The 25,063-nt window shown below is 72.5% G+C and carries 23 protein-coding genes; 10 read left to right on the forward strand and 13 right to left on the reverse strand.

All coding sequences use genetic code 11. The features are described 5' to 3' along the window. Window positions 1–188: hypothetical protein (locus tag ABD191_RS00510; RefSeq protein ID WP_344075497.1), on the reverse strand; the 188-nt coding region annotated here is incomplete at its 3' end. Window positions 189–219: 31 nt separating this feature from the next. Then, window positions 220–648: a YbjQ family protein gene (locus ABD191_RS00515; protein ID WP_344075498.1), complete on the reverse strand. Its 429-nt coding sequence runs from the start codon at window positions 646–648 to the stop codon at window positions 220–222. Between the two features lie 80 nt (window positions 649–728). Between ABD191_RS00515 and ABD191_RS00520 the strand changes: the two genes are divergently transcribed. Then, on the forward strand, window positions 729–1,259 hold the full coding sequence (locus ABD191_RS00520) for a 2'-5' RNA ligase family protein (protein WP_344075501.1): 531 nt from the start codon (window positions 729–731) through the stop codon (window positions 1,257–1,259). On the opposite strand, the gene ABD191_RS00525 is transcribed toward ABD191_RS00520, so the two are convergent. Beyond that, window positions 1,237–2,637: an NAD(P)H-quinone dehydrogenase gene (locus ABD191_RS00525; RefSeq protein ID WP_344075504.1), complete on the reverse strand. Its 1,401-nt coding sequence runs from the start codon at window positions 2,635–2,637 to the stop codon at window positions 1,237–1,239. The two genes, ABD191_RS00520 and ABD191_RS00525, sit on opposite strands and share 23 nt — an antisense overlap. Before the next feature lie 136 nt (window positions 2,638–2,773). On the opposite strand from ABD191_RS00525, the gene ABD191_RS00530 reads away from it, so the two are divergent. Then, on the forward strand, window positions 2,774–3,220 hold the full coding sequence (locus ABD191_RS00530) for a gamma-glutamylcyclotransferase family protein (RefSeq protein WP_344075506.1): 447 nt from the start codon (window positions 2,774–2,776) through the stop codon (window positions 3,218–3,220). Window positions 3,221–3,223: 3 nt separating this feature from the next. Here the strand turns inward: ABD191_RS00530 and ABD191_RS00535 are convergent, their stop codons facing one another. Then, a complete protein-coding gene (locus ABD191_RS00535) occupies window positions 3,224–3,958 on the reverse strand; it encodes an SCO6745 family protein (protein ID WP_344075508.1) in 735 nt (244 codons plus the stop codon). Between the two features lie 67 nt (window positions 3,959–4,025). Further along, entirely contained in the window at window positions 4,026–4,511 is a 486-nt protein-coding gene (locus tag ABD191_RS00540; RefSeq protein WP_344075510.1) for an ArsR/SmtB family transcription factor, read from the reverse strand. Between the two features lie 56 nt (window positions 4,512–4,567). On the opposite strand from ABD191_RS00540, the gene ABD191_RS00545 reads away from it, so the two are divergent. Then, window positions 4,568–5,443 carry a S41 family peptidase gene (locus ABD191_RS00545; RefSeq protein ID WP_344075513.1) on the forward strand — a complete coding sequence of 292 codons (876 nt, stop codon included), beginning with the start codon at window positions 4,568–4,570 and terminating at the stop codon, window positions 5,441–5,443. Between the two features lie 34 nt (window positions 5,444–5,477). On the opposite strand, the gene ABD191_RS00550 is transcribed toward ABD191_RS00545, so the two are convergent. After that, window positions 5,478–6,125, reverse strand: a complete 648-nt coding sequence (locus ABD191_RS00550) for an MBL fold metallo-hydrolase (protein WP_344075515.1) — start codon at window positions 6,123–6,125, stop codon at window positions 5,478–5,480. 143 nt (window positions 6,126–6,268) lie between these two features. Here ABD191_RS00550 and ABD191_RS00555 point away from each other — a divergent pair, with 143 nt between their 5' ends. Beyond that, on the forward strand, window positions 6,269–7,246 hold the full coding sequence (locus ABD191_RS00555; RefSeq protein ID WP_344075517.1) for a DUF4349 domain-containing protein: 978 nt from the start codon (window positions 6,269–6,271) through the stop codon (window positions 7,244–7,246). On the opposite strand, the gene ABD191_RS00560 is transcribed toward ABD191_RS00555, so the two are convergent. From ABD191_RS00560 to ABD191_RS00570, 3 genes are all read right to left on the reverse strand, one after another. Continuing rightward, window positions 7,193–9,442 (reverse strand): hypothetical protein, encoded by a 2,250-nt coding sequence (locus ABD191_RS00560; RefSeq protein ID WP_344075519.1) that lies wholly within the window; start codon window positions 9,440–9,442, stop codon window positions 7,193–7,195. The two genes, ABD191_RS00555 and ABD191_RS00560, sit on opposite strands and share 54 nt — an antisense overlap. A gap of 113 nt (window positions 9,443–9,555) precedes the next feature. Further along, entirely contained in the window at window positions 9,556–10,863 is a 1,308-nt protein-coding gene (locus tag ABD191_RS00565) for an amidohydrolase (protein WP_344075521.1), read from the reverse strand. 351 nt (window positions 10,864–11,214) lie between these two features. After that, entirely contained in the window at window positions 11,215–12,816 is a 1,602-nt protein-coding gene (locus ABD191_RS00570) for an acyl-CoA mutase large subunit family protein (RefSeq protein ID WP_344075523.1), read from the reverse strand. A 172-nt stretch (window positions 12,817–12,988) separates the two neighbouring features. Here ABD191_RS00570 and ABD191_RS00575 point away from each other — a divergent pair, with 172 nt between their 5' ends. Beyond that, window positions 12,989–14,818 (forward strand): serine/threonine-protein kinase, encoded by a 1,830-nt coding sequence (locus ABD191_RS00575; RefSeq protein ID WP_425560615.1) that lies wholly within the window; start codon window positions 12,989–12,991, stop codon window positions 14,816–14,818. Window positions 14,819–14,841: 23 nt separating this feature from the next. After that, complete coding sequence (locus ABD191_RS00580; RefSeq protein WP_344075525.1) at window positions 14,842–16,500, forward strand: phospho-sugar mutase; 1,659 nt, start codon at window positions 14,842–14,844, stop codon at window positions 16,498–16,500. Window positions 16,501–16,503: 3 nt separating this feature from the next. On the opposite strand, the gene ABD191_RS00585 is transcribed toward ABD191_RS00580, so the two are convergent. From ABD191_RS00585 to upp, 4 genes are all read right to left on the reverse strand, one after another. Then, a complete protein-coding gene (locus tag ABD191_RS00585; protein WP_344075527.1) occupies window positions 16,504–18,753 on the reverse strand; it encodes an ABC transporter permease in 2,250 nt (749 codons plus the stop codon). Continuing rightward, window positions 18,750–19,430: an ABC transporter ATP-binding protein gene (locus ABD191_RS00590; protein WP_344075529.1), complete on the reverse strand. Its 681-nt coding sequence runs from the start codon at window positions 19,428–19,430 to the stop codon at window positions 18,750–18,752. Before ABD191_RS00590 ends, ABD191_RS00585 begins: the two co-directional genes overlap by 4 nt. Then, a complete protein-coding gene (locus ABD191_RS00595) occupies window positions 19,427–19,951 on the reverse strand; it encodes a PadR family transcriptional regulator (RefSeq protein ID WP_344075531.1) in 525 nt (174 codons plus the stop codon). The genes ABD191_RS00590 and ABD191_RS00595 overlap by 4 nt, the downstream gene beginning before the upstream one ends. A gap of 80 nt (window positions 19,952–20,031) precedes the next feature. Further along, window positions 20,032–20,664, reverse strand: a complete 633-nt coding sequence (gene upp / locus ABD191_RS00600) for a uracil phosphoribosyltransferase (protein WP_344075532.1) — start codon at window positions 20,662–20,664, stop codon at window positions 20,032–20,034. A gap of 92 nt (window positions 20,665–20,756) precedes the next feature. On the opposite strand from upp, the gene deoC reads away from it, so the two are divergent. The 4 genes from deoC to ABD191_RS00620 all read left to right on the forward strand — a co-directional run bounded on the left by deoC (window position 20,757) and on the right by ABD191_RS00620 (window position 25,024). Next, window positions 20,757–21,704, forward strand: coding sequence for a deoxyribose-phosphate aldolase (deoC, locus tag ABD191_RS00605; protein ID WP_344075533.1), 948 nt, complete (start codon window positions 20,757–20,759; stop codon window positions 21,702–21,704). Then, a complete protein-coding gene (locus tag ABD191_RS00610; RefSeq protein WP_344075535.1) occupies window positions 21,705–23,129 on the forward strand; it encodes an aldehyde dehydrogenase family protein in 1,425 nt (474 codons plus the stop codon). Further along, the gene (locus tag ABD191_RS00615) at window positions 23,119–23,985 is read left to right on the forward strand and encodes an aldehyde dehydrogenase family protein (RefSeq protein WP_344075537.1); all 867 of its coding nucleotides are present in this window, start codon (window positions 23,119–23,121) and stop codon (window positions 23,983–23,985) included. The genes ABD191_RS00610 and ABD191_RS00615 overlap by 11 nt, the downstream gene beginning before the upstream one ends. Before the next feature lie 133 nt (window positions 23,986–24,118). Continuing rightward, window positions 24,119–25,024, forward strand: coding sequence for a DNA primase (locus ABD191_RS00620; protein WP_344075539.1), 906 nt, complete (start codon window positions 24,119–24,121; stop codon window positions 25,022–25,024). The last annotated feature ends 39 nt before the right edge of the window (window positions 25,025–25,063 follow it).

Consider the following 25,063-nt stretch of genomic DNA (forward strand, 5'->3'; position numbering starts at 1 on the left):
CCACACCCCACCAAAGTCACACCTTTGGCGAGCAGCAGCCGGGCCCACCCCACCAAAGTCACGACTTTGGCGAACAGCAGCCGGGCCCACCCCGCCAAAAGCACGACTATGGCGAACAGCAGCCGCCCACACCCCGCCAGAACTACGACTTTGGCGCGCCTCACCGCACGCGGCCGGTCGGCGGCCACGTCAGGCCCCGGTATCGGCGGCCCTGGGTGGCTAGTGGCTGGGGGGCGGGCCGTACTCGCTGATGTTGGTGGCGTACTGCTGCTGGTGGGGCATGCGGCCGGCCGCGACCAGGGCCTCGTACTGGCGCTTGGCGGCGTCCGTGACCGGGGCGACCCACACGGCCGTGCCGTACGCGCAGATCTCCGTCCAGCGCCCGGCGATCTCACCGTTGTCGAAGCGCATGGCCGTGATGGCGTTGGCGCCCCGTTGCTGCGCCTGATAGATCATGCGGCCCATGGCCTCGTTGCGGCTCTGCAGGAGCAGCGTGGTCATCTCCGGGATCTCGCCGCCGCCGATGGAGCGGAAGCTCGCGGTGAAGCCGGCGCCGACATTGCGGGCCCGGACCGTGACGCCGAAGACCTCGCCGTAGACGGCGAGCACCTCGTAACCGGGAATGTCGTTGGAGGTCACCACGAGCACGCGACACAGCGTACGCCGGAAACGGCGCCAACAATGGGGATGCGGCCGTGTCCTATCGGGACGGGGTTACCCTGCGGGGCATGGTCGCCGCCCTGGAGCTGTATTTCGACACCGTCGCCGAGCAGCGGATCAAGACGCTGTGGCGGGCGCTGACCGCCGCGGGCGTCAACAACCAGGGCGAGCACTCGCACGGCAGGCACCGCCCGCACGTGTCGCTCGTCGCGGCCCACGAGCTGGACCCGGTCGCCATCAACGACGCCCTCAGTGGTCTGGCGGTGCCGCCACCGATCGAGCTGACGTTCGGGCACGTGGGGCAGTTCCCCGGCGGCGTCCTCTGGCTCGGCCCCGCGCCCACGAACCCGCTGCTTGAGCTGCACGCCGAGGTCGTCCGCCGGCTGGACGCCGCGGGGGTGGAGTTCTGGCCGCTGTACCGCCCGGGCGTATGGGTGCCGCACTGCACGCTGTCGATGACGGCCCGGGGCGACGCGATCTCCACCGGCGCGCGGGTGGCCTTCGACGTGATCCCCCTGCGGGCGACGCTCACCAGCGCCGCCGTCGCGGACCACAACCGCGAGATCTACGTTCCCCTTACTCGAACTCGTGCTGCATGAGCTGGCGCGCGGCCTCCGCGATGGAGCCCGACAGGGACGGGTAGATCGTGATCGTGTGGGCCAGCTGGTCGACCGTCAGGTGGTTCTCGATCGCCATGGAGATCGGCAGGATCAGCTCGCTGGCCTTCGGGGCCACGACCACGCCGCCGATGATCAGGCCGGACGCCGGGCGGCAGAACAGCTTGATGAAGCCGTCGGTGACGTTGGCCATCTTGGCGCGGGCGTTGCCGTCCAGCGAGAGCATGACCGTGCGGGCGGGTACCTTGCCGGAGTCGACCTCCTTCTGCGAGACGCCGACGTTGGCCAGCTCGGGGTCGGTGAAGACGTTCGCGGCGACGGTCTTGAGCTTGAGCGGGATGACGGCCTCGCCGAGGGAGTGCCACATGGCCACCCGGCCCTGCATGGCGGCGACGCTGGCCAGGGGCAGCACGCCGGTGCAGTCGCCGGCCGCGTAGACGCCGGGCACGTTCGTCCGGGAGACGCGGTCGACCTGTACGTAACCCCCGGGCGCGACCGTCACCCCGTACCCCTGGAGGTTGAGCGAACCGGTGTTGGGGACGGAACCGACCGCCATGAGGGCGTGCGACGCCTCGACCGTACGCCCGTCGGCGAGGGTGACCAGGACGCCGTCGGCCGTTCGGGTGACCGACTCGGCGCGGGCGTTGCCGAGGATGGTCATGCCGCGGGCGCGGAAGACGTTCTCGATCGCCATGGCCGCGTCGGCGTCCTCGTGCGGCATGACCCGGTCGCGGCTGGAGACGAGGGTGACGTCGACGCCGGCGGCGAGGTACGCGCTCGCGAACTCGGCGCCGGTCACGCCGGAGCCGACGATGACCAGCTTCGACGGCAGCTCGGGCAGGTCGTAGACCTGGCGCCAGGTGAGGATCCGCTCGCCGTCCGGGCGGGCGTCGGGCAGGACGCGGGGGGTGGCGCCGGTCGCGATCAGGACCACGTCGGCGTCGACGCTGTACTCGTCGCCGCCGGCCGGCGTAATGATCACCGGGTGCCGGTGGCCGAGGGCGTCGTCGCCGAGCCGGGCGGTGCCGGCGACCAGCTCCACGCCGGCCTTGGTCAGCTTGGTGGCGATGTCGTGCGACTGGGCCAACGCGAGCTTCTTGACGCGCGCGTGGACGGCCTGGGCGTCCACCCAGACCTCCTCCGGGTTGTCGTTGATCACGCCCAGGTCGCCTCCCTCGCGGAAGGCGGTGACCACGTCGGAGGAGGCGATGAAGGTCTTGGACGGTACGCAGTCGGAGAGCACGCAGGCGCCGCCCGCCCCGTCCGCCTCGACGACGGTCACCTCGGCGTCCAGCTGGGCGGCGACCAGGGCCGCCTCGTAGCCCGCCGGGCCCCCACCGATGATCACAATGCGGCTCATGATCGCGTCTCCGACTTCTCCGAAAGGTCTGCGACCTACCCTAGGTGCCCGCTGCCAGGGTCCGACACGCCCTCCGTAGAGATGACTACGGTCCGTCGCATTCTCCCTTACGCCCAAAAGGACTATCGTCATCGCCGTGCGCTTGTACGCCGCATACGGCTCGAACCTCGACCCCGGACGAATGCGGGCATATTGCCCCCATTCGCCGCTGGTCGGCACCGGCTGGCTCCAGGGCTGGCGACTCACCTTCGGCGGTGACGACCTGCTCGGGCACGAAGGAGCGGTCTCCACGGTCGTCGAGGATCCCGGCGGGCGGGTGTTCGTGGCCCTCTACGACATCCAGTCCACCGACGAGGAACAGCTCGACGAGCTGGAGGGCTTCACCGCCGACACGTACCGCAAGCTGCACGTGCGGGTGGCGACCCTGGACGGCGAGGTGACCGCCTGGGTGTATGTGCTGGACGGCTACGAGGGCGGCCTGCCCACCTCCTGGTACGTCTCGGAGATCGCCAACGCGGCCGAGAAGGCCGGCGCCCCGGACGACTACGTCGCCGACCTGCGCGGCCGCCCAACCCGGGACTGACCGCTAGCGCGCCACCGCTGAGGCGATCTTGAGAAAGGTCACCAGCTCGGCGCGCTCGGCCGGCGTCAGGTCGCGCAGCGCCTGGGCGACGATCCGGTCGGCGACCCCGTCGGCGTGCACGAACCGGCGCAGCAGCGGCATCCGGGGCGGGTACGGGGGCTCCCAGCCGTACGCGGACGCGCCGTCCTCGCCCTCCGGCCCGGCGATGAGTGCCTCCATCGGGCGCAGTCCCGCCGAGCGGACCGCGAGCAACTGCGCCCCGACCCGGTGTTCGCGCAGCAGGTGCAGCAGCACGGCCAGCTGGGCGCCCGGGCTGTCGTCCGGCAGCGGCATGGCGCGCCAGGCGGCGAACAACGGCATGGCACCCGGGTCGGCGGCGAGCACGACCCGCTCGGCCAGTGCCGCCAGCCGGTCCAGGCCGGCGACGCCGTGCAGCGCCACCGCGCCCCACCGGCACCACTCCTCCAGGCACAGCTCGGCGACCGCCAGGGGGCCGATGACCAGCGTGGGCTCCCAGCCGCGGCGCACGGCCTCCGGGGCGATGAAGCCCAGTGCCGCCGCGACCGCGTCCGGGCGTACGTCGTGCCCGAGCACGCCCGCTCGGCCGGCCACGTAGAGCGACCACGGCGACAGGCCGAGGGTGCGGGCCCGCTCGCGGGTTGTCGCCTGCAGAGCGAACGTGGAACCGAGAGCGAGGACGGCGCGTTTCGTCGCCGCGGCGCACAGCTCGGGGGTCACGCCGCCGATTCTGCCTCGCGCGCGGCGCGCGCGCCCGCCGGGCCTCGGTCCATGGTGGACGCTCGGGCTACTCCCGGGGACCGAGGACGCCGACGAGCACGCTGAAGCGGGGCTCCTCGTCGGCCGCCGGTTCCAGCCCTTCGACCAGCTCACCGAGCGTCGCGGTCAGCCGCCGCGCCTGCTCGCGGGTCAGGCGTACCCGCCGCAGGACCAGAAACGGGTCGGGCTCCGCCTGGCGGATCTCCTCGCTGAGCAGCCGCACGGTCAGTTCCCGGCGCGCGTCGTCCTCGCCGCCGAGCCGTAGTTTCTCCGCGACGCGCTCGTAGTACTGCTCCGTGCCGCCGCGCACCTGGCGGGTGCCGCCGAGGACGACGAGGCCGGCCTCGCGCAGCACCCCCAGATGATGCGCGACGTTGCCTTTGCGGGTGCCCAGCTCGGCCGCGAGCTGGCTGATCGTCGCGGGCTTGGCGCCCAGCGCCAGCAGCAGCCTCAGGCGCAGCGGATGGCCGAGGGCGCTGTACTGCGCGGCCGAGCCCACCTCGAACGGTTCCATACGAAAGAGTCTAGAACCCTTGACGCTTTAATCGAGCCGCTGGTCTACTCACCGGCATGGACACCGCCGCGATGATCGACGCGACGCGGACACACCTCCGCGAGCGATACGTGTTTCCCGACGTCGCTGAGCAGATCGGCGATCTCCTGGCCACCCGCCTGGCGCAGGGCCACTACGCCGACGCGGCCGACGAACGCGTGCTCGCCGCGCGGGTCACCGCCGACCTGCAGGCGGTCAACGGCGACAAGCACCTGCGCCTGATCCACCACGAGCAGCCGTTGCCCGAGGCCGAGGAGACGTTCGGGTACGCCGAGGTGGCACAGCTCGCCTCCCGCCACGCCGGCGGCATCGGGCGCGTCGAGCGGCTCGACGGCGACGTCGGCTACCTGGAGTTGCGTCCGATGCTGCTGCCCGCCGCCGTGTCCGGCGACTACATCGCGGCGGCCATGACCCTGGTGGCCGAGGCGCGAGCGCTGATCCTCGACCTGCGCGGCTGCGTCGGGGGCGACCCCACGGGGGTCACGCTGCTGCTCAGCTACCTGTTCGACCACGAACCCACGCAGCTGGGGTCGGTTTACGAGCGCGAACTCGACCGGACCGTGCAGTCGTGGACGCTGCCGTGGGTGCCCGGCCGCCGGTTCGGCCGGGACAAGCCGGTCTACGCGCTGGTCGGCCCGCACACCTTCTCCGGCGGCGAGGCCGTCGCCTACGACCTGCAGGCCGTGGGACGGGCGACCGTGGTGGGTGAACGCACGCGCGGCGGCGCCCACCCGCGCGTCGGCGTGCGCCTGGGCCCGCACCTGGAACTCACCGTGCCGGTTGCCCGAGCGATCCACCCCCTCACCGGCACCAACTGGGAGGGCGTCGGCATCATCCCCGACGTCGAGGTGGCGTCCGACGACGCTCTCGCGACCGCACTGGCGGCCGTCTGACAGCGGCGTCCACGACCGGTCGGCAGGACACGCGCTAGTCCACAGCGGACACGGCCAGGCCCGCGCCGGTCGCGAGGCGCGTGTACTCGCACCCGGACAGCTTGCTCATGTTGGCGTCCGTGACGAGGAACCCCGCGTCGCTGAGCAGGCAGTCGTGCAGCGCGACCGCCCGGCGCGGCCGGATCGCGCGCACGAAGTCGACCGATTCCGAGAGCTTCAGCCACGGTCCGGACACCGGGACGAACACGGTGTCGACGCCGGTCACCTCGCCGGGCAGGTCGAACGAGTCGCCCGGGTGATAGAGGGCGTCCGCGACCAGGAAGCCGAGGTTGGTCACGCGCGGGATGTCGGGGTGGATCTCGGCGTGCAGCCCGCCGAACGCCCGCACCGGCAGGCCCGCCGCCGTGAACCGCTCACCGGAGGCCACCGTGGTGGTCACCGAGGACAGGTCGCCGAGCTTGCCGACCACGTCGGCGTGCGTGAAGATGCGCACCTCCGGGCGCCGGGCCAGGGCGTCCGTGAGCTTGTCGATGTCGAGGTGGTCGAAGTGCTCGTGGGTGAGGAGCACGGCGTCGACCCCGTCCAGCGCCGACGCCTCGCTGAACGCGCCGGGGTCGATGACGAGCACGGCGTCGCCGGTCTCGATCCGGACACACGAGTGTGAATATTTGACGAAGCGCACGCTGCCTCCTCGCAACTGTGACCAGTCCCTAATCTAGGCCGTCGCCGAACCGTGATGTCGCGATCCCACGCTGACGGAACCGGGCGGAGCCGTCGCGCATCCAATCGCCGCTCCGACCCACCACTCGCACGGGAGGACATCCGATGACCAAACACCGCGCCCTCGGTCTGATAACGCTCTGCCTCGCCCTCGCTCTCGGCGCCGCTGCCTGCTCCGCCAAGGACTCCGCCAGCGAGGCCCCGGCCGCCGGCGCCTGGCAGGGTGGCGGCGCCGACAGCAAGGCCGGCAACGACCTGGACTCCGCCGCCCGCGACGAGGCGGCCGCGCCACGGGAGGGCGGCACGGCCGGCTCGGCGCCGGGCGGTACGGCCAACGCGCCGCAGGCCGGCGAGACGGACCGGGCCATCATCTACACGGGCACCCTCACGGTCGAGGTCCCCGACGTGGCCGGCGCCGCCGACAAGGCGGTCGCCCTGGTCACCGGCGCCCAGGGCTACGTCGGCGCGGACAAGCGCAGCGTCTACAGCTCCCCGGACGCGCACGCGCAACTGGTCCTGCGGGTGCCCGCCGCGTCGTTCGCCACCACGCTCGACACGCTGGCCAAGCTCGGCAAGGAGCTCGACCGGTCCAGCCAGGCGTCCGACGTGACCGAGGCCGTCATCGACCTGGACACCCGCATCGCTTCGCAGCAGGCCAGCCTCAACCGCACCCGCGCGCTCATGGCGAAGGCCAACACGATCGGCGAGATCGTCTCGGTCGAGTCCGAGCTGACCAAGCGTGAGACCGAGCTGGCCACCCTGCAGGCCCGCAAGCGCGACATGGCCAACAAGGTGTCGTACTCGACGATCACGCTGATGCTGCAGACGGCCAGGAAGGTCGAGCCGGCCCCCGGGCCGGAGAAGGACGAGACCGGCTTCCTCGCGGGCCTCAAGGCCGGCTGGCACGCCTTCGTGACCGCCGTGCAGGTCGCGTTGACGATCCTCGGCGCGCTGCTGCCGTTCCTCATCGCGGTCGCCATCCCGGTCGGGCTCTACCTCTGGCTGCGGCGCCGTCGCGCCGTCCCCGCGTCAGCGGCGAAGCCGGTCCAGCAGGGCGGTGAGCTCGACGGCGAAGGCCGGTGACAACTGGTAGTCGAAGTGCCCCGCGATGACCGGGGGCACGCGGTCGCCGGGCGGCGGATCGAACGCGATCGGATCCACGACGCGCACGTCCCGCCCGCCCGGCGCGACCGGCCCGCCGATCGCGTCCGTGCGCCGCCACAGGTTGACCCAGCGCGGCTGCCCGTGGTCCAGCGCCCCGCTGATCTCCTCGAACACGCCGTCGTGGAAGTACGCCGGAAAGGCCCGCCCGTACAGGCGGCGCAGCGGTGAGCCGTAGGTGAGCAGCGCCGCCCCGGACCGGGCCGACCGGGGCACCTGCAGCACCGCCGTGGCCGCGAGCACGGAGCCCTGGCTGTGCCCCGACAGCACCACCCCGCCCCGCTCGGTCGCCAGCCACGCCGCGCGGTTCGCCAGCTCGGGCACGGCCCGCTCCGCGTAGCAGGGCACGCCGAGCGGGTGCGCGGCGCGCGGCCAGAAGGTGGCCAGGTCCCACACCACGCCGACGATCCGGCGTACCCGCTGTTTGCGGTACGCCTGCACCCCCAGGATCACCAACGCGATCACCGTGAGGCTGATGAGGTAGGTGCCGGCGTTGGTCAGGGTGTGCAGCATCCGCGCCCCGGGCGACCCGGACGGCGCGAGCTGAACCGGGCCGACGCCGGCCAACGCCAGGCACGTGGCCACCAGCACGCCGACCGCGAGGATGCCCCACGCCACGCCGATCGCCCGTCCGATGTGGTCGGTGGCCCGCGCGCCGGCCACGGCGTCGTCCACGGCGGCCGCCCGGGCGGGGTTCCGCGCCCGGCCGCCGGGGAAGTCCTCGTCCGTGGCGGCCCGGGCGCCGGCCCGCAGCCGGCGCACCGTGACCAGCCGCACCCACGCGTAGACGAGCAGCACCACGATCGTCGCGACGAGGAACCCGATCGCGGCCCACTGGAACGACAGCGGCGGCTCCAGGCGCAGCCGCGCCGGCTGGTCGGCCCAGTCCGCGGGGCTGGGCACGGCCGCGCCGTCCAGGTAGTCGGCCACCCGGTAGGTGACCCCGGCCGAGAACGCGATCCCCAGCCCGAGACCGATGGAGCCGACGACGGGGGCGCCGAACCCGCCGAGCAGCGGCTCGCGCAGCAGCCCGTACCGCCGCGCGGCGCCCACCTGTACGGCCACCACGAGCAGCAGCGCGCTCAGCAGGCCGACCTGGACCGCGAACAGCCCGGTCACCAGCGGCCCGTAGCCGGGCAGCGCGCCCATCGTGGGCCACCGCGCGCGGGGCAGCAGCGCGTACCCGAGGGTCGCTACGGTCACCCCTACGGCCGTCCACCGCACCGCCCGCACCGCCGGGCCGGCCCACCGGGCGGGCTCGTCGCGCGAGACCATGCCGCGCGCCAGCAGCGCCGCGGCACACACCCCGAGGACAACCCCCGTGAGTACGCACAGGAGCACGCCGATCGCGCGCGCCGCCGACGCGGACAGCGGCCCGAGGTCCACCCCCGCGAACCCGCCGGCCCGGTCACGGCGGACGAGCACGTACAGCAGGACCGCGTCGACCGTGGCGAGGGCCGCGGCGATGTGCAACGCGCGCAGGCGCCCGACCTGGATCCGGCCCTGCCAGAACGTGGGCGAGGCGAGCCCGTCGCCGTCGGCGCGCTCGCCGGTGGGGCGGAACGATTCGTACCGCGCCCACGACCGCCGGGCCAGCTCCCACAGCAACGCGATCACGCCGAGCGGCACGAGCGCGGCCAGCGCGAGGCGCCGGTTGGTCGGCTCGAAGAACCCGGTGAAGAAGGGACGCAGCCAGGAGCGCCTGCGCAGGCAGTCGGAGCCCGGGGTGGCGCACTGCCAGGCGATCAGGTCCAGCGCGACGCCCACGACCGTGAGGACGAACGTGGCGGTGAGCGAGACCGCGAAGAGCCGGCACAGCCCGCGCACGACGGCCCGCCCGTCGCGGCCGGCCGGCGGCCGCAGCCAGACGGTCATGTTCGCGAGGGTGAACGGCAGCAGGATCAGCCAGAGCGCGCGGGCGGCCGCGCCCGAGGTGAGGTTGCCCCAGCGGTAGGCCTCCAGCTCCGCGCCGCCGGGACCGGTGGTGGCGTGGGTCTCCGGTCGGGGCCGGTAGAAGCCGGCGTCGTTGTCGCCCGCGACACGACCCACCCAGGGCCGGTCGAGCACCTCCTCCGCGGGGGCGCCGGAGACGCCGTGCACCCGCAGCTCGGTTGCCATGAAGTCAGACTAAATGAGACGAATACGAGATCCCGGAATCTGTTCGGCGGGTGATCCGAGGAGGCGACCGGCCCGTCCGGCGACCTTCGCGGCCACCGGACGGGCGTCGTCGGCTAGAGCGGTTGGCTCAGGGCCGCGAGCGCGGTGTAGACCATCACCCGTACGCCGTGGCCGATCGCGGTCTCATCGATGTCGAAGCTGGACTGGTGGATGTCGAACGTCTCCGCTGCGCCGGGGCGGCCCACGCCGAGCCGGATCATCGCGCCGGGGACGGTCTCCAGGTAGTACGCGAAGTCCTCGCCGCCCATGCTGACCTCGGCCTCGCGCACCGCCTGCGGGCCGAGCACGGCCGTCGCGGCATCGGCGATGAGCTTCGTGGCCGCGCTGTCGTTGACGACCGGCGGCACGCCCCGGGTGTAGGTGACGTGCGCGGTGCCGCCCGTGCCCGCCACGACGCTCTGCACCAGCTCGGTGACCAGCGCCGGCAGCTCGCGCCACGTCTCACGGCTCAGCGTCCGCACGGTGCCGCGCGCCCAGCCCTCGCTCGGGATGGTGTTGGCCGCCTCGCCCGCCCGGACCGCACCGAACACGAGGCTGACCCCGCCGCGCGCGTCCACGCGGCGGTCCAGCAGCGCGGGCACGTCCACGAGGACCCGGCCGAGGCTGTGCACGAGGTCGACCGTGAGGTGCGGGCGGGCCGTGTGGCCACCCGGCCCGGTGATGCGCACCTCGACCGTGTCGGCCGCGGCGGTGAACGCGCCGGAGCGCACCCCGACCGTGCCGACGGGCAGCTGCGGGTTGCAGTGCAGGGCGAAGATCCGGGTCACGTCCTTGAGGCCGCCCGCGGCGATGATCTCGGGCGCGCCGGTGAGCAGACCGTCCTCACGGACCATGATCTGTTCCTCGGCGGGCTGGAACAGCAGCCGGACCCGGCCGGGCAGCCGGCCGGCGCGTGCCAGCTGGGCGAACATGAGGCCCGCGCCGAGCAGGATCGTGGCGTGGGCGTCGTGGCCGCAGGCGTGGCAGACGTTGGGTTTCGTCGAGCGGTACGGCACGTCCTTGGTGTCGGGCAGCGGCAGCGCGTCGATGTCGGCGCGCAGCGCCACGACCGGGCCGTCGCCCGTACCGATGTCGCAGATGACGCCGTTGCCCTGGGGCAGCAGGCGGGGCTTGAGGCCGGCCTCGGTCAGCTCGCGCTGGATGAGGGCGGCGGTCTCGAACTCCTGCCCGGACAGCTCCGGGTTGGCGTGGATGTGACGGCGTACGGCGATGAGGTGCCCGCCCCGGACGGCGAGGAAGCGGTCAAGCGCCGGCCGCGGGTCGTAGGCGGCGGGACAACCGAATGTGCCGTGGTCGTCCGGAAGATCCGCTGGCTCAGGTTCGCCGCCGGCTGTCGCGGGCAGCGTCAGCACACTCGTCACAACGACATCTCGATTTCAGTCGGTCAATATGGTGTCTTGCCTTCAAACCGGTGGGACTCACACAGGGTAGTCCGGCGCCGGTAACGCTGCGCAATGTCATTTCGGTTCCAGGTGCATTGCTCAGCGTCACGTTTGGGCCATTCCCTCCTATCCTGCCACCGCGTAGCAGGGGATGTTCCGGACACGCTTACCCGTTTTCACGTTCGCCACACCGACGGACAGCGTCTCATTCCTTGGCAAGAGCACGCACGGTGAAACCGGAAACGGCGCGCGGTCCACGACATTAGTCACACAGCGTGTCCGTTAACGCTCGATCAGGTGAGCGCGGGCCCCGCCGACCGCGTTCGGGGATCAGAAGGCGTCGGCGGGCCGGTAGACGCCCCACTCGGCGCGCAGGGCGTCGCAGACCTCGCCGACCGTCGCCCGCTGCCGCAGCGCCTCGCGCATCGGCGGGAGCACGTTGTCCGTACCCGCCGCGGCGGAACGCAACGCGGCGAGCGAGCGCTCGACGGCCGCCGAGTCCCGCGAACGCCGCAGCTCCGCCAGGCGCGCCGCCTGGGCGGCCTCGATCGCCGGGTCGACCCGCAGCGGCTCGTAGGGCTCCTCCTCGTCGAGCGCGTACCGGTTCACGCCGACGACGATCCGCGAGCCGGAATCGATCTCCTGCGAGATCCGGTACGCCGAGGTCTCGATCTCGCGCTTCTGGAAGCCGGCCTCGATGGCCGCCACGGCCCCGCCGAACTCGTCGACACGGGCCATCAGCGCGGTCGCGGCCTCCTCGACGCCGTCGGTCAGGGCCTCCACGGCGTACGACCCGGCGAAGGGGTCGACCGTGCCGGTCAGGTCGGTCTCGTGCGCGATGACCTGCTGGGTACGCAGGGCCAGCCGGGCCGACTTCTCCGTGGGCAGCGCGATCGCCTCGTCGTACGAGTTCGTGTGCAGCGACTGGGTCCCGCCGAGCACCGCGCCCAGTGCCTGCACCGCCACCCGGATCATGTTGACCTCGGGCTGCTGCGCCGTGAGCTGCACGCCGGCGGTCTGGGTGTGGAAGCGCAACATCATCGACTTCGGGTCCTTGGCACCGAACTCGTCACGCATGAGGCGCGCCCACAGGCGCCGGGCGGCGCGGAACTTCGCGACCTCCTCCAACAGCGTGGTGCGCGCGACGAAGAAGAACGACAGGCGCGGGGCGAAGTCGTCCACGGCCAGGCCCGCGTCGATGGCGGCCCGTACGTACGCCGCGCCGTTGGCCAGCGTGAACGCCACCTCCTGCGCGGGCGTCGCGCCGGCCTCCGCCATGTGGTAGCCCGAGATGGAGATGGTGTTCCACCGGGGGATCTCGGCCCGGCAGTAGGCGAAGGTGTCCGCGACCAGCCGCAGCGACGGCTTCGGCGGGAAGATGTACGTGCCCCGGGCGATGTACTCCTTGAGGATGTCGTTCTGGATCGTGCCGTTGAGCTGATCCGCCGCGACCCCCTGCTCCTCGGCCACCAACTGGTAGAGCAGCAGCAGGACGGCCGCCGGGGCGTTGATGGTCATGCTCGTGCTGACCTTGTCGAGCGGGATGCCGTGGAAGAGCTGACGCATGTCCTCGATCGAGTCGATGGCCACGCCCACCTTGCCGACCTCGCCGTGCGCGATGGGCGCGTCCGAGTCGTACCCCATCTGGGTGGGCAGGTCGAACGCCACCGACAGCCCGTGCGTACCCGCACCGAGCAGCTGGTGGTAGCGGGCGTTGGACTCCGCGGCGGTGCCGAACCCCGCGTACTGGCGCATCGTCCACGGACGGGTGGTGTACATCGTGGGATAGACACCCCGGGTGTACGGGAACGATCCGGGTTCGCCCAGCCGCGCGGTGAGGTCGTGCGGCAGATCACTTTCGCGGTACACCGGGTGCAGGGGCAGCCCGGACTCGCTGGTCCGGTGACGGGAATCCGCAGAATGGTCGTTCATAACTGAAGATCATATTGCCCGCGCCGGACGGTTGCGGATGGCACCCGTCGGAGGTCCGACTTTCCTCGGAGCGCGACGTCACGCAAGATAGTTCCGTTGGCAATTCCATGACCCGGCACCCGACCCGAGAGTGACCTGACCCCATGGCCCCTCGCAGGACGGCCCCACCGCGTTGACGACCCATATCCCCACATTCCACGAACAGCCGACGCCCGGTCGCCCCACTGACCGGGCGGTTCCTGGCGTGGTCGTCGGCGGCCGCTACACCCTGCGCATCCCGCTGGGTCACGGCGGCATGGGCACGGTCTGGCGCGCCACGGACGGGCTGCTGCGCCGCGAGGTGGCCGTCAAGGAGGTCCTGCTCCCGCCGCAGATGCCGCCGGACGAGCGGGCCGCGCTCTGCGAGCGGACGATGCGGGAGGCCCGGGCGTGCGCGGCCCTGTCACACCCGTCGATCGTGCAGGTCTACGACGTGGTCACGGACGGCGGCCGGCCGTGGATCGTCATGGAGCTGCTGGAGTCACGCAGCCTCGCCGACATGATCATCGAGGACGGCCCGCTGGCCGGGCGCGCCGTCGCGAAGATCGGCATTGCCATGCTGGGCGCCCTGGAGGTCGCGCACGCGGTCGGCGTCCTGCACCGCGACGTCAAGCCCGCCAACGTGCTCATCTGCACGGACGGCCGGTGCGTGCTCACGGACTTCGGCGTGGCCCGGCTCCCCCAGGAGAGCAACCTCACCACGCCGGGCATGGTGCTCGGTTCCCCGCACTTCATCTCCCCCGAGCGGGCCGTCGGCGGCCACTTCGGTCCGCCCAGTGACCTGTTCTCCCTCGGCGTGACGCTCTACACCGCCGTCGAGGGCAGCCCGCCGTTCGACAAGACCGATCCGTTCGAGACCATGCGCGCGGTCGTCGAGGAGGCGCCCCGGCCGATGCGGCTGTCCGGACCGCTGGCGCCCGTCCTCACCGGGCTGCTGGAGAAGGACCCCGCCCGGCGGTGGACGGTCGACCAGGCCCGCGACATGCTGCGCGACCTGCTCAACGGCCCGCTCGGCCGGTCGGTCGCGACCCACCCCGACACGGACCCGTACGCGGTGGTGCGCCCGCCCGTGTCGCCGCCGCCCGTGTCGGTGGCGGCCCAGCCGGCGGTGGCGGCCCAGCCGGCGCCCACCGGCCAGGTCGGCGGCCGGGCCATGCTCGCGCCGGGCCAGTCGCTCACCGACCATCTGGCGACCCTCCAGCAGGGAACCGAGGTGCTGGAGACCACGCCCGCGCCGGCCACCTACGGCACCCCCGGCGGGCGCGCGCCCAGCCACCGCCACGCCCGGTCGACCGGTGTGGGCGGCGGGACGCTGCTCGGCCTGGCGGACCGCGCCAAGGTCCTGGCCAAGCCCGGCAGCCCCGGCTTCGCCCGTACGGCCGTCGTGGCCGGGCTCGCGCTGCTGCTGGTCCTCGCCGGCGTCGGCGCGCTCACCGGCCTCTTCGGCGGGGACGACGAGGGCGCCGGCACGCCGACCGGCACGGGCGCGACCCCGGCCGCGAGCCAGTCGCTCTACCCCGATGTGAAGCTTTATCGCGATTCCGACCGGGGCCTGCAGGTCAACGTCCCGGACAACTGGAAGAAGGCCAACACCGACACCTATGTGGACTTCGTCTCGCCGGACTCGACCAACGGCGCCCGGAAGATCCGCATCAACAACGAACCCGCCTCGGACTCCGCGGCCGCCTTCCTGCGGGCGGCCGAGGGCAAGCTGAAGAACGGCTCGTGCCCCGAGCCCTACCGCCGCGTCGCGCTCACCACCGCGGGGGCCCTCGACGGCGTGGCCAGCGCCGAGCTGGAGTACACGTGCGGCGAGGGCGAGCAGATGCGACACGGCATCTGGCGCGCGATCGTCCAGGACAGCCGCGCCATCTCGTTCTACCTGACCGTGCCGGACGGGTCGTTTGAGGAGAGCAAGATCATATATGACGAGATGGTGCGGTCGTTCACGCTCAGCTCCTGAGCACCGCCCGTAGTATCAACGGCGTGACCGAGGTTGACACGCTGCGTACGCAGGCCGAACAGTGGCTGGGCGAGGACCCGGATCCCGCCACCCGGGCCGAGCTGAGCGCGCTGCTCGACCGCCTGCCGGCCACGGCCGACGACCTCGCCGACCGGTTCGCCGGCACGCTCACCTTCGGCACGGCCGGCCTGCGCGGGCCGTTGCGCGCCGGCCCCAACGGCATGAACCTCGCCGTCGTGCGGGCCGCCGCCGCCGGCCTCATCGCCTGGCTCGCGGCCCGCGACGCGCAAGGTCCGATCATCATCGGGTACGACGCACGGCACGGTTCCCGCGAGTTCGCGACCGAGACGGCGCGCGTGGCCAGCGGCGCCGGGCGGCAGGCCCTGCTGCTGCCGCACGCCCTGCCCACGCCGGTGCTCGCGTTCGCCGTGCGCCACCTCGACGCCTGCGCGGGCGTCATGGTGACGGCCAGCCACAACCCGCCGCAGGACAACGGGTACAAGGTCTATCTGGGACGCGGGCTCGGCGGGCCGGGCGGCGACGGCGCGCAGATCGTGCCGCCCGCCGACCTGGAGATCGAGGCCGCCATCCGGGCCGTCGGCCCGCTGTCGGCCGTGCCGCTCGGCCCGGGCGGCACCGTGCTCGGTGAGGACATCGTCGACGCCTACCTGGCCGGGGCGGTGGACGTGCTCGACGAGCTGACCGTGGAGCGGGCCGAGCGGGAGCGGCTCACGGTCGCGTACACGGCCCTGCACGGGGTCGGCGCCGCCCTGGTCGGGGCCGCGTTCGCCCGGGCCAGCTTCGCCACGCCACTGGTCGTGCCGCAGCAGGCCACCCCCGACCCCGACTTCCCCACGGTGACCTTCCCGAACCCGGAGGAGCCCGGGGCGATGGACCTGGTCCTCAACCTGGCCCGGCGGGCCGGCGCCGACCTCGCGATCGCCAACGATCCCGACGCCGACCGCTGCGCGGTGGCCGTACCCGACGGCGACAGCTGGCGCATGCTGCGCGGCGACGAGGTCGGCGTGCTGCTCGCCGACCACCTGATGCGGCGTGGCCGCCACGGCCGGTACGCCACGACGATCGTCTCCTCGTCCCTGCTGCGCGAGCTGTGCGCCCGCCGGGGGCTGCCGTACGCGGAGACCCTTACCGGCTTCAAGTGGGTCACCCGGGCCGGCGAGGACCTCGTCTACGGCTACGAGGAGGCGCTCGGGTACTGCGTGGCGCCCGACCACGTGCGCGACAAGGACGGCGTCACGGCCGCCCTGCTGGTGTGCGAGCTGGCCGCTGGCCTCAAGACCGAACTGCGTACGCTCACCGACCGCCTCGACGAACTCGCCACGGAGTACGGCGTCTACGCCACCGACCAGCTCTCCGTCCGGGTCGACGACCTGCGCGAGATTGGCGAGGCGATGGCCCACTTCCGCGCGCGGCCACCGGACACGCTGCTCGACGAGCCGGTGACCGCGCTGGAGGACCTGCTGCCCGAAGCCGACGTCGTCATCGTGCGCGCCGAATCCGCCCGCGTCGTCGTGCGTCCGTCGGGCACGGAGCCGAAGCTCAAGGCGTACCTGGAGGTGGTGGAGCCGGTGGTGGACGGCGATGTCGCCGCGGCACGCGAACGCACCGCCGCCCAGCTCGCGGCCCTGCGCACCGAGGTCGAGACGGCGCTGGGCCTGTAGGCCTCACTCGGTCCGCAGGCCCCCCGGCCGCGTCAGCCGCCACAGGACGGGCAGGCTGGCCGTCGTGACGAGCAGGACGACGCCCGCCGCCAACGCGGTGACCAGCCCCACCACCGACCAGTCGACGGAGAAGTCGACGCCGGTCATGCGCAGCAGCACGGCGCCGAGGCTCAGCCCGAACACGGTCGCCAGCACCAGCCCGATGGCGACCGGCACCACGGCCTGCCAGAGCACCGACCAGCCCAGCGTCGCCCGCGGCGTGCCGACCGCGACGAGCATCGCCAGCAGCCGGCGCCGCTCCCGCAGGTGTTCCACGATGCCGACCAGCATGCTGCCCGCGATGAGCAACAGGGTCACCACCACGCCCGCGAGGAGCGCCTGTCGGATGCTCGCGAAGCGCTCGCCGTACCGCGTGTCGCTGAGCAGCGACACCTGGACGGCCGGGTAGGTCCCTTCCACCGCGGTGCGCAGCAGGTCGGGGGCGTCCCGTTCGGTCGGGTCGAACGTGAGGTACGCCGTCACGTAACCAGTGGTCAGACGCGCCAGGTCGGGGAAGGCGCCGGGGGTGGCGAGGATGCCGCTGAACCGGCCACCGGTCGGGTTGACGCGGGTGGGCACCGTACGGGCGGACTTCGGCACCGTCCAGGCGAGGTTCTCCTCGACCCGAAGCCGGGTTCCCGGCGTCACCAGCTCCGTTTCGTCGCCCTCGCCGCCCTGGACGAGGAACGTGTCGCCATCCGCGCAGCGGTCCAGGACGGCCAGCTCCGCCAGGGCCGCGCAGTCACCGATGCGGAAGCCGACTTCGTTGACCAGCATGGTGGTGGTCGAGGTCGTGGCTATGCCGGGCACCGCGCGCAGCTGACGCTCGATCGTGCCGGCGCCCCCGGCCGGCGCCCTGAGGAGCACCACGGCGTGCGCGCGCGACGTGTCCTCCCCGGTGACCACGGTGGACTCCCGCTCCACGGCTGCGAAGAGCATCTGCAGGCCGATCGCGCCGGCCACCGCCACCGCGATGCCGTTGACCAGGCGCGCGGACGTGGCGCTGTCCAGCTGCAGCCGGCGCACCGCCAACTGCCAGGCCACCACGCCACCGCCGAGCCGGCGCACGATGAGGTCGACCAGCCAGGGCAGCAACGTGACCGCGCCGAGCAGCATGAGGGTCGCGCCCACCGCGATCTGGTACATCATGAGGTCCGTCATGCCGTCGCGGATGTCGCCGACGAGCGGCCACAGCAGGGCCAGCCCGGCGCCGGGCAGCAGCAGCCGCCACCACAGCCGCCGGCGCGGGGCGCCGACCTTGCGCGTGACGCCCAGCGGCTCGATGAGCACGCCGCGCAGCGCCAGCAGGCTGACCATGACCGCGACGGCCGGGACGGTCACCACGATGGCCACGACGAGCGCCGGGGCGGGCCGCACATCGGCGGCGAAGACGCTGATGTCCCACAACGTCAACCGCGGCACGAGCTGGCGACCCAGCGCGAACAGCCCCGCGCCGACGGCGAGGCCGAGCAGCGCGCCGACCGTCGCCTCGCCCCCAGCGATCAGCCGCGTCATCCGCGGGTCCGCGCCGAGCAGCCGCACTGCGGCCAGGCGCCGGTCGCGGCCCTCGCCCCCGAAGCGCACCGCGGCGCCCAGGAAAACGCCGATGGGCAGCAGGAGGACGACGAAGACGACGACCACGAGGAAGGTCAGGATCGGGCTCTGCGGCTCGTCCGGGCTGAAGTCGCCGATCTGGTCGAGCCGGCTCGCCTCGGCGGGATCAAGGTCAACCCCCCGGATGAACACCAGCTCGCCGGGGCCCAGCAGGCCCTCGTCGCCGATCGTGGCGGTGACCGTGGCGCCGCCGAGCCGGGGTGCGAACAGCCGCTGCCCGTCGGGCGTGGCGAGCAGGTCCCGCAGGGCCGGGGACACGGCGACCTCGCCGATCGCGGGCAGCTTCGTCAGCCCGGGCAGGACCGGCGCGTCCGGACCCTCCGCCTCGACGAGCCGGCCACGCACGGAGGTACCCCGGAACTCCGTGTCCACGACGGCGAGGAGCAGCGTGTTCGCGGCCGGCTGCTCGATGGTCGACCCGAATTGGTCGTTGCGGGCGTCGCCTCGGGCTTCGCGGGCCTGTAGGGCGGCCGGTACGGACGCCGCGAGCAGCAGCATCGCCACCCCGATCCCGACGCCGAGCGCGGTGAGGACGGTGCGGATCCACCCCTCCCGGCCGCCCGTGACCGCCATCCGCGCCCCGATGAGCAGTTCGGTCATGCCGCCACCGTGCTCAGGTCGCGGGTGTGCCCGTCGCGGACGATGACCTCGCGGTCGGCGTACGCGGCGACGCGGGCCTCGTGGGTGACCAGGATGACGGCCGCACCGGTCTCCCGGGCGGCGCTCGTGAGCAGCCGCATGACCCGCTCGCCGTTGAGCGAGTCGAGGGCGCCGGTGGGCTCGTCGGCGAAGACGACCCGCGCTCCCGTGACGAGGGCGCGGGCCACGGCGACGCGCTGGCCCTGCCCGCCGGACACCTCGCCGGGACGCTTGGTGGCCACGTCGGCGACCTCCAGCCGGTCGAGCCACTCCGCCGCCCGGCGGCGGGCCTCGCGGGCCCCCACGCGGTCGAGCCGCAGTGGCAGGGTCACGTTCTCCAGGCAGGTCAGCTCGGGAACCAGCTGTCCGAACTGGAACACGAAACCGAACTCGGCGCGGCGCAGGGCGCTGCGCTCCCGCTCGGACATCCCGGTGAGCTCCCGGCCGTCGTAGACCACCCGGCCGGAGTCCGGTGGCACGATGCCGGCCAGGCAGTGCAGCAGGGTCGACTTGCCGGACCCGGACGGGCCCATGATGGCGACGACCTCGGCGGGGGCGACCGCGAGGCTGGCGCCGGCGAGCGCGGCGGTGGGCCCGAAGGACTTGTGCAGGTCGACGCCCTCGATCACGGCGGTCATCGCTTGATCTCCTTCGCCAGCTGGTCGAGGCGCGCGGCGGTCAGTTCCAGCCAGCGCAGGTCGGCCTCCAGGTGGAACAGGCCGTGGTCGCAGATGAGCTGGTCGGCGAGGTCGCCGCTGGCCTTGCGCCGGGTCAGCTCGCGCATGAGTCGCAGGTGCTCGGTGCGCTGGATGTCCAGGACGTCGGCGGCGGGCCGGCCGGACAGCAGGGCGAGGACCACCTTCGTGTAGAGGGTGCTCTGCAGGTACGGCTCGGGCGCCTCGGGCTGGGTGAGCCAGGCCTGCACGTCGGTGACGCCGGCGTCCGTGATCGCGTACCGCTTGCGTTCCGGGCCGGCGCCGGGCTCGACGGCGTCGACCTCGACGAGGCCGTTCTTCAGCAGGCGCGACAGCGTGGCGTAGACCTGGCCGAACGGCAGCGGCCGGCTGCGCCCGAAGAGGTCGTCGTACGCGCGCTTGAGGTCGTAGCCGTGGCGTGGGCTGGTCTCCAGCAGGCCGAGGAAGGTGTGTCCGAGTGACATGCACGGCACTATACAGTGCCGGTATACATGCTGTGTATACCCACCCGTAGCTAGTCGTCTGCCCATCACGAAGAGGCAGGTCAGAAGCGGGGCATGCCACCGAACTGGCGGTCGCCGGCGTCACCGAGACCCGGCACGATGAACGCCTTGTCGTTGAGCCGGGCATCGATCGACGCCGTGACCACCCGCATCGGCAGGCCCGACCCGCGCAGCCGCGCCAGGCCCTCCGGCGCGGCCAGCACACAGATCACCGTCACGTCCGTACAACCGCGGTCGACGAGCAGGCGCACACAGTGCTCCAGTGACCCGCCCGTGGCCAGCATCGGGTCCAGCACGATCACCGGCAATCCGGTCAGGTCCGCCGGCAGCGACTCCAGGTACGCCCGGGGCTCGAACGTCTCCTCGTCGCGGGCCAGCCCGACGAAGCCCATCGACGACTCCGGCAACAGCGCCAGCGCCGCGTCCGACATGCCCAGGCCGGCCCGGAGCACCGGCACGAGCAGCGGCGGGTTGGCCACCCGGAACCCCGTGGTCGGCTCGACCGGGGTCTCGATCGGGTACTGCTCCACGTCGGCGCCGCGGGTCGCCTCGTACACGAGCATGGTGGTCAGCTCGTGCAGCGCCGCCCGGAAGGCGGCCGAGTCGGTGCGCGCGTCACGCATCGCGGTGAGTCGCGTGCGGGCCAGCGGATGATCCACGACGAGTACGTCCACGTGAAGCAACCTACCGGTCCCGCGCGGCGCAGGTCGCGCACCGGGTCGCCAGACCAAGATCGAGCATCGGTCACCGGGCGTAGACTCGCCGTATGACCGCGACCGTCCCCGCGCTGGCCGACGTGGCCCGAACCGATGCGGCCCTGCGGACCTTCCTGCACGGGCTGCCCGGCGTCGACCAGGTCGGCGTGGAGGCGCGCGCCGCGATGCTCGGTACGCGGTCGATCAAGACCACCGCGAAGGCATGGGCGATCGACCTGGCCATCCGGATGGTCGACCTGACGACGCTGGAGGGCGCCGACACCCCTGGCAAGATCCGGGCGCTGTGCGCCAAGGCGCGCCGGCCGGACCCGGCCGACCCGAGCTGCCCGGCCGTCGCCGCCGTCTGCGTCTACCCGGCCCTCGTGCCCACCGCCGCCGAGGCGCTGCGGGGCTCGGGCGTGCACCTGGCCAGCGTCGCGACCTCCTTCCCGTCCGGCCAGGCCCCGCTGGACGTCCGGCTGGCGGACACCAGGGCCGCGGTCGAGGCGGGCGCCGACGAGATCGACATGGTGATCAACCGGGGCGCGTTCCTGTCCGGGCGGTACCTGGAGGTCTTCGAGGAGATCGTGGCGGTCAAGGAGGCGTGCGGGGACGCCCATCTCAAGGTCATCCTGGAGACGGGCGAGCTGGCCACGTACGACAACGTGCGCCGCGCCTCGTGGCTGGCCATGCTGGCGGGCGGCGACTTCATCAAGACCTCGACGGGCAAGGTCGCGCCCGCGGCCACCCCGGCCGTGACGCTCGTGATGCTGGAGGCCGTGCGGGACTTCCGGGCGCAGACCGGCCGGCAGGTCGGCGTGAAGCCGGCGGGTGGCATCCGCACCACCAAGGACGCGATCAAATACCTGGTACTCGTCAACGAGACCGCCGGCGACGACTGGCTGCACCCGGACTGGTTCCGCTTCGGGGCGTCCACATTGCTCAACGACCTGCTGATGCAGCGCACCAAGCTGGCCACCGGCCGTTACGAGGGCCCCGACTACTTCACGGTGGACTAAATGTTCGAGTACGCCCCCGCACCCGAGTCCCGCGCGATCGTCGACATCAGGTCGTCCTACGGACTGTTCATCGACGGGCAGTTCACCGAGGGTACGGGCGGCCGCAAGACCGTCAACCCCGCCACCGAGGAGGTCCTCGCCGAGGTCACCGAGGCGGGCGAGACGGACGTGGACGCCGCCGTGGCCGCCGCGCGGCGCGCGTACGACGAGGTGTGGGAACCGATGCGCGGCGCCGAGCGCGCCAAGTACCTCTACCGCATCGCGCGCATCGTGCAGGAGCGCGCGCGCGAGCTGGCGGTCCTGGAGACGCTCGACAACGGCAAGCCGATCCGCGAGTCGCGCGATGTCGACGTGCCGCTCGTGGCCGCGCACTTCTTCTACTACGCGGGCTGGGCCGACAAGCTCCGGCACGCCGGCTTCGGGCCGCAGCCGCGCCCGATCGGGGTCGCCGGCCAGGTGATCCCGTGGAACTTCCCGCTGCTCATGCTCGCGTGGAAGATCGCCCCCGCCCTGGCCTGCGGCAACACGGTCGTGCTCAAGCCGGCCGAGACCACGCCGCTGACCGCGCTCGCGTTCGCCGAGATCTGCCAGCAGGCCGACCTGCCGCCGGGCGTGGTCAACATCGTGACCGGCGGCGGCGACACGGGCCGGCTGCTCGTCGAGCACCCCGACGTGGACAAGGTGGCGTTCACCGGATCCACCGAGGTGGGCCGGCAGATCGCGAAGTCCGTGGCCGGCACCCGCAAGCGGGTCACGCTGGAACTCGGCGGCAAGGCCGCCAACATCGTCTTCGACGACGCCCCCATCGACCAGGCCGTCGAGGGCATCGTCAACGGCATCTTCTTCAACCAGGGGCACGTCTGCTGCGCCGGATCGCGGCTGCTCGTGCAGGAGTCCGTGGCCGAGGAGCTGCTCGACTCCCTCAAGCGCCGGATGGCGCGGCTGCGCGTCGGCGACCCCCTGGACAAGAACACCGACATCGGCGCCATCAACTCCGCCGCCCAGCTGGACCGCATCCGCGAGCTGTCGGCCGCCGGCGACGAGGAGGGCGCGCAGCGCTGGTCGCCGCCGTGCGAGCTGCCCGAGCGCGGCTTCTGGTTCGCGCCGACCATCTTCACCGGGGTCACCCAGGCGCACCGCATCGCCCGCGAGGAGATCTTCGGGCCGGTGCTGTCGGTGCTCACCTTCCGCACGCCCGCCGAGGCCGTGGAGAAGGCCAACAACACGCCGTACGGGCTGTCGGCCGGCGTGTGGTCCGAGAAGGGCTCGCGCATCCTGCGCATCGCCGACCAGCTGCGCGCCGGGGTCGTGTGGGCCAACACGTTCAACAAGTTCGACCCGACCGCGCCGTTCGGCGGGTACAAGGAATCCGGGTACGGCCGCGAGGGCGGCCGGCAGGGACTGGAGGCCTATCTTGCCCACTGACCGGCTGGCCGTCCGCAAGACCTACAAACTCTTCATCGGCGGGGCGTTCCCGCGCAGCGAGTCGGGGCGCTCGTACGAGATCGTCTCCGCGGGCGGGGAGTTCCTCGCCAACGCCGCGCTCGCCTCCCGCAAGGACGTCCGCGACGCGGTGCGCTCCGCCCGGGGCGCGGTCGCGGCGTGGTCGGGCGCCACCGCGTACAACCGGGGTCAGATTCTTTACCGGATCGCGGAGATGCTCGAGGGGCGGCGGGCCCAATTCGCGGCCGAGGTGCGCGAGAGCGAGGGCGTCGGCAAGGGCGCGGCCGAGGCGATCGTCGACGCGGCCGTCGACCGCTGGGTCTGGTACGCGGGCTGGTCCGACAAGCTCGCCCAGGTGTACGGCAACGCCAACCCGGTGGCCGGGCCGTTCTTCAACCTGACCGTGCCCGAGCCGACCGGCGTGGTCGGGGTCGTCGCGCCGGCCGACTCGTCCCTGCTCGGGCTCGTCAGCGTCGTCGCGCCGGTCATCGTCGGCGGCAACACCTGCGTCGTGCTCGCCAGCCCCACGCGGCCCCTGCCGGCGGTCACGCTGACCGAGGTGCTGGCCACCTCGGACCTGCCGGGTGGCGTGGTCAACCTGCTCACCGGGCAGACGGCCGAAATGGGCCCCTGGCTGGCCGGGCACATGGACGTCAACGCCATTGATCTCACCGGCGTCGACGACCACGCGCTCGCCCGCGACCTGGAAGTTGCCGCCGCCGCGAACCTGAAGCGGGTCCGCCGGCCGGCCGCCGAGGACTGGGCCGCGGAACCCGCCCTGGACCGCATGCTGGGCTTCCTGGAGCCGAAGACGGTCTGGCACCCCAAGGGGGTCTAGCCGGCGGGCGATCCCGGGCGGGGCGGCCTGCGCGGTCTGGCGGTGGGCGACTAGGGTGTGCGCAGAGTCGTCGACACGACACGCGTTCGTGTCCGACTGCCGAATGAGCATCCACTGACTGACGGAGGTCGCCGTGGCCCGGTCTGACCACGCCGACGAGACCGACGAGCCGACCTCGACCGCGACGCTGTGGCGCGATGTCGAGATCGACCCGGTCGAGATCGCCCTGCCGAGCGGTGTGGGTTACACCCTGCGGGCATACCGGTTGAGTTCGGAGGTGACCCTCTCCGAAGCGGACCCGGCGTCCGGCTCCGGGGACGACTTCGACGCCGCGTCCGCGGAGGTCTTCGCGTCCCGGCGGCGGCCGGGTGCCGACGACGAGGCCGAACTGGAGCCGTTCGACGAGGACGAGCTGACCAAGCAGGCGCTCGCCGCGGGCGGCCGCAAGGATGACGACGACGAGGACGAGCCCGCCGCGGCCGACGACGAGTCCGACGAGGACTCGGACGAGGCCGAGGAGGAAGAGGAAGAGGACGAGGAGGAGGCCGGCGCCGAGGAGGTGCCCGTCTTCCTGGGGCGCCGCGGCAAGGTCTACCTCTTCAAGAGCCCCGAGGGCCTGGTCGACTTCGTCAAGTCGGGCGCCGAGCACGACCTCTCCCAGCTCGACAGCTGGTCCGACCTCGTCGAGCGCATCACGGTCGACGACGTCGAGCCGTCCGAGGAGGACCGGTACGAGCTGGACCTGGTCGTGGAGAACCTCCGTGGCGGCCACGACGTGTGGGACCACACCCTCATCATCAAGGCCGGCGAGATCGCTCGGGACCTCGGGTACGCGCTGCGCATCGAGCCGATCGTCAACGCGCTCGCGAGCGGTTCGCCGCTCGACGACCTCGATGAGTCGATGCGCGCGGCGAACGAGGGCGGCGCCAAAGCCTTCTTCGCACGCCGTCGACTGCGCAAACACGGTGAGCAACAGGCCGCCCTCGGCTGGCGGACGATCATCGGCAAGATCTCTGGCGCTGTGGACTGGCGCGACTGACCGCCACCAGGCAACATCGGTCTTTAGCACATTCGCTGG

Origin of the sequence: Luedemannella helvata (assembly GCF_039528415.1) — a bacterium.
Taxonomy (GTDB): domain Bacteria; phylum Actinomycetota; class Actinomycetes; order Mycobacteriales; family Micromonosporaceae; genus Luedemannella; species Luedemannella helvata.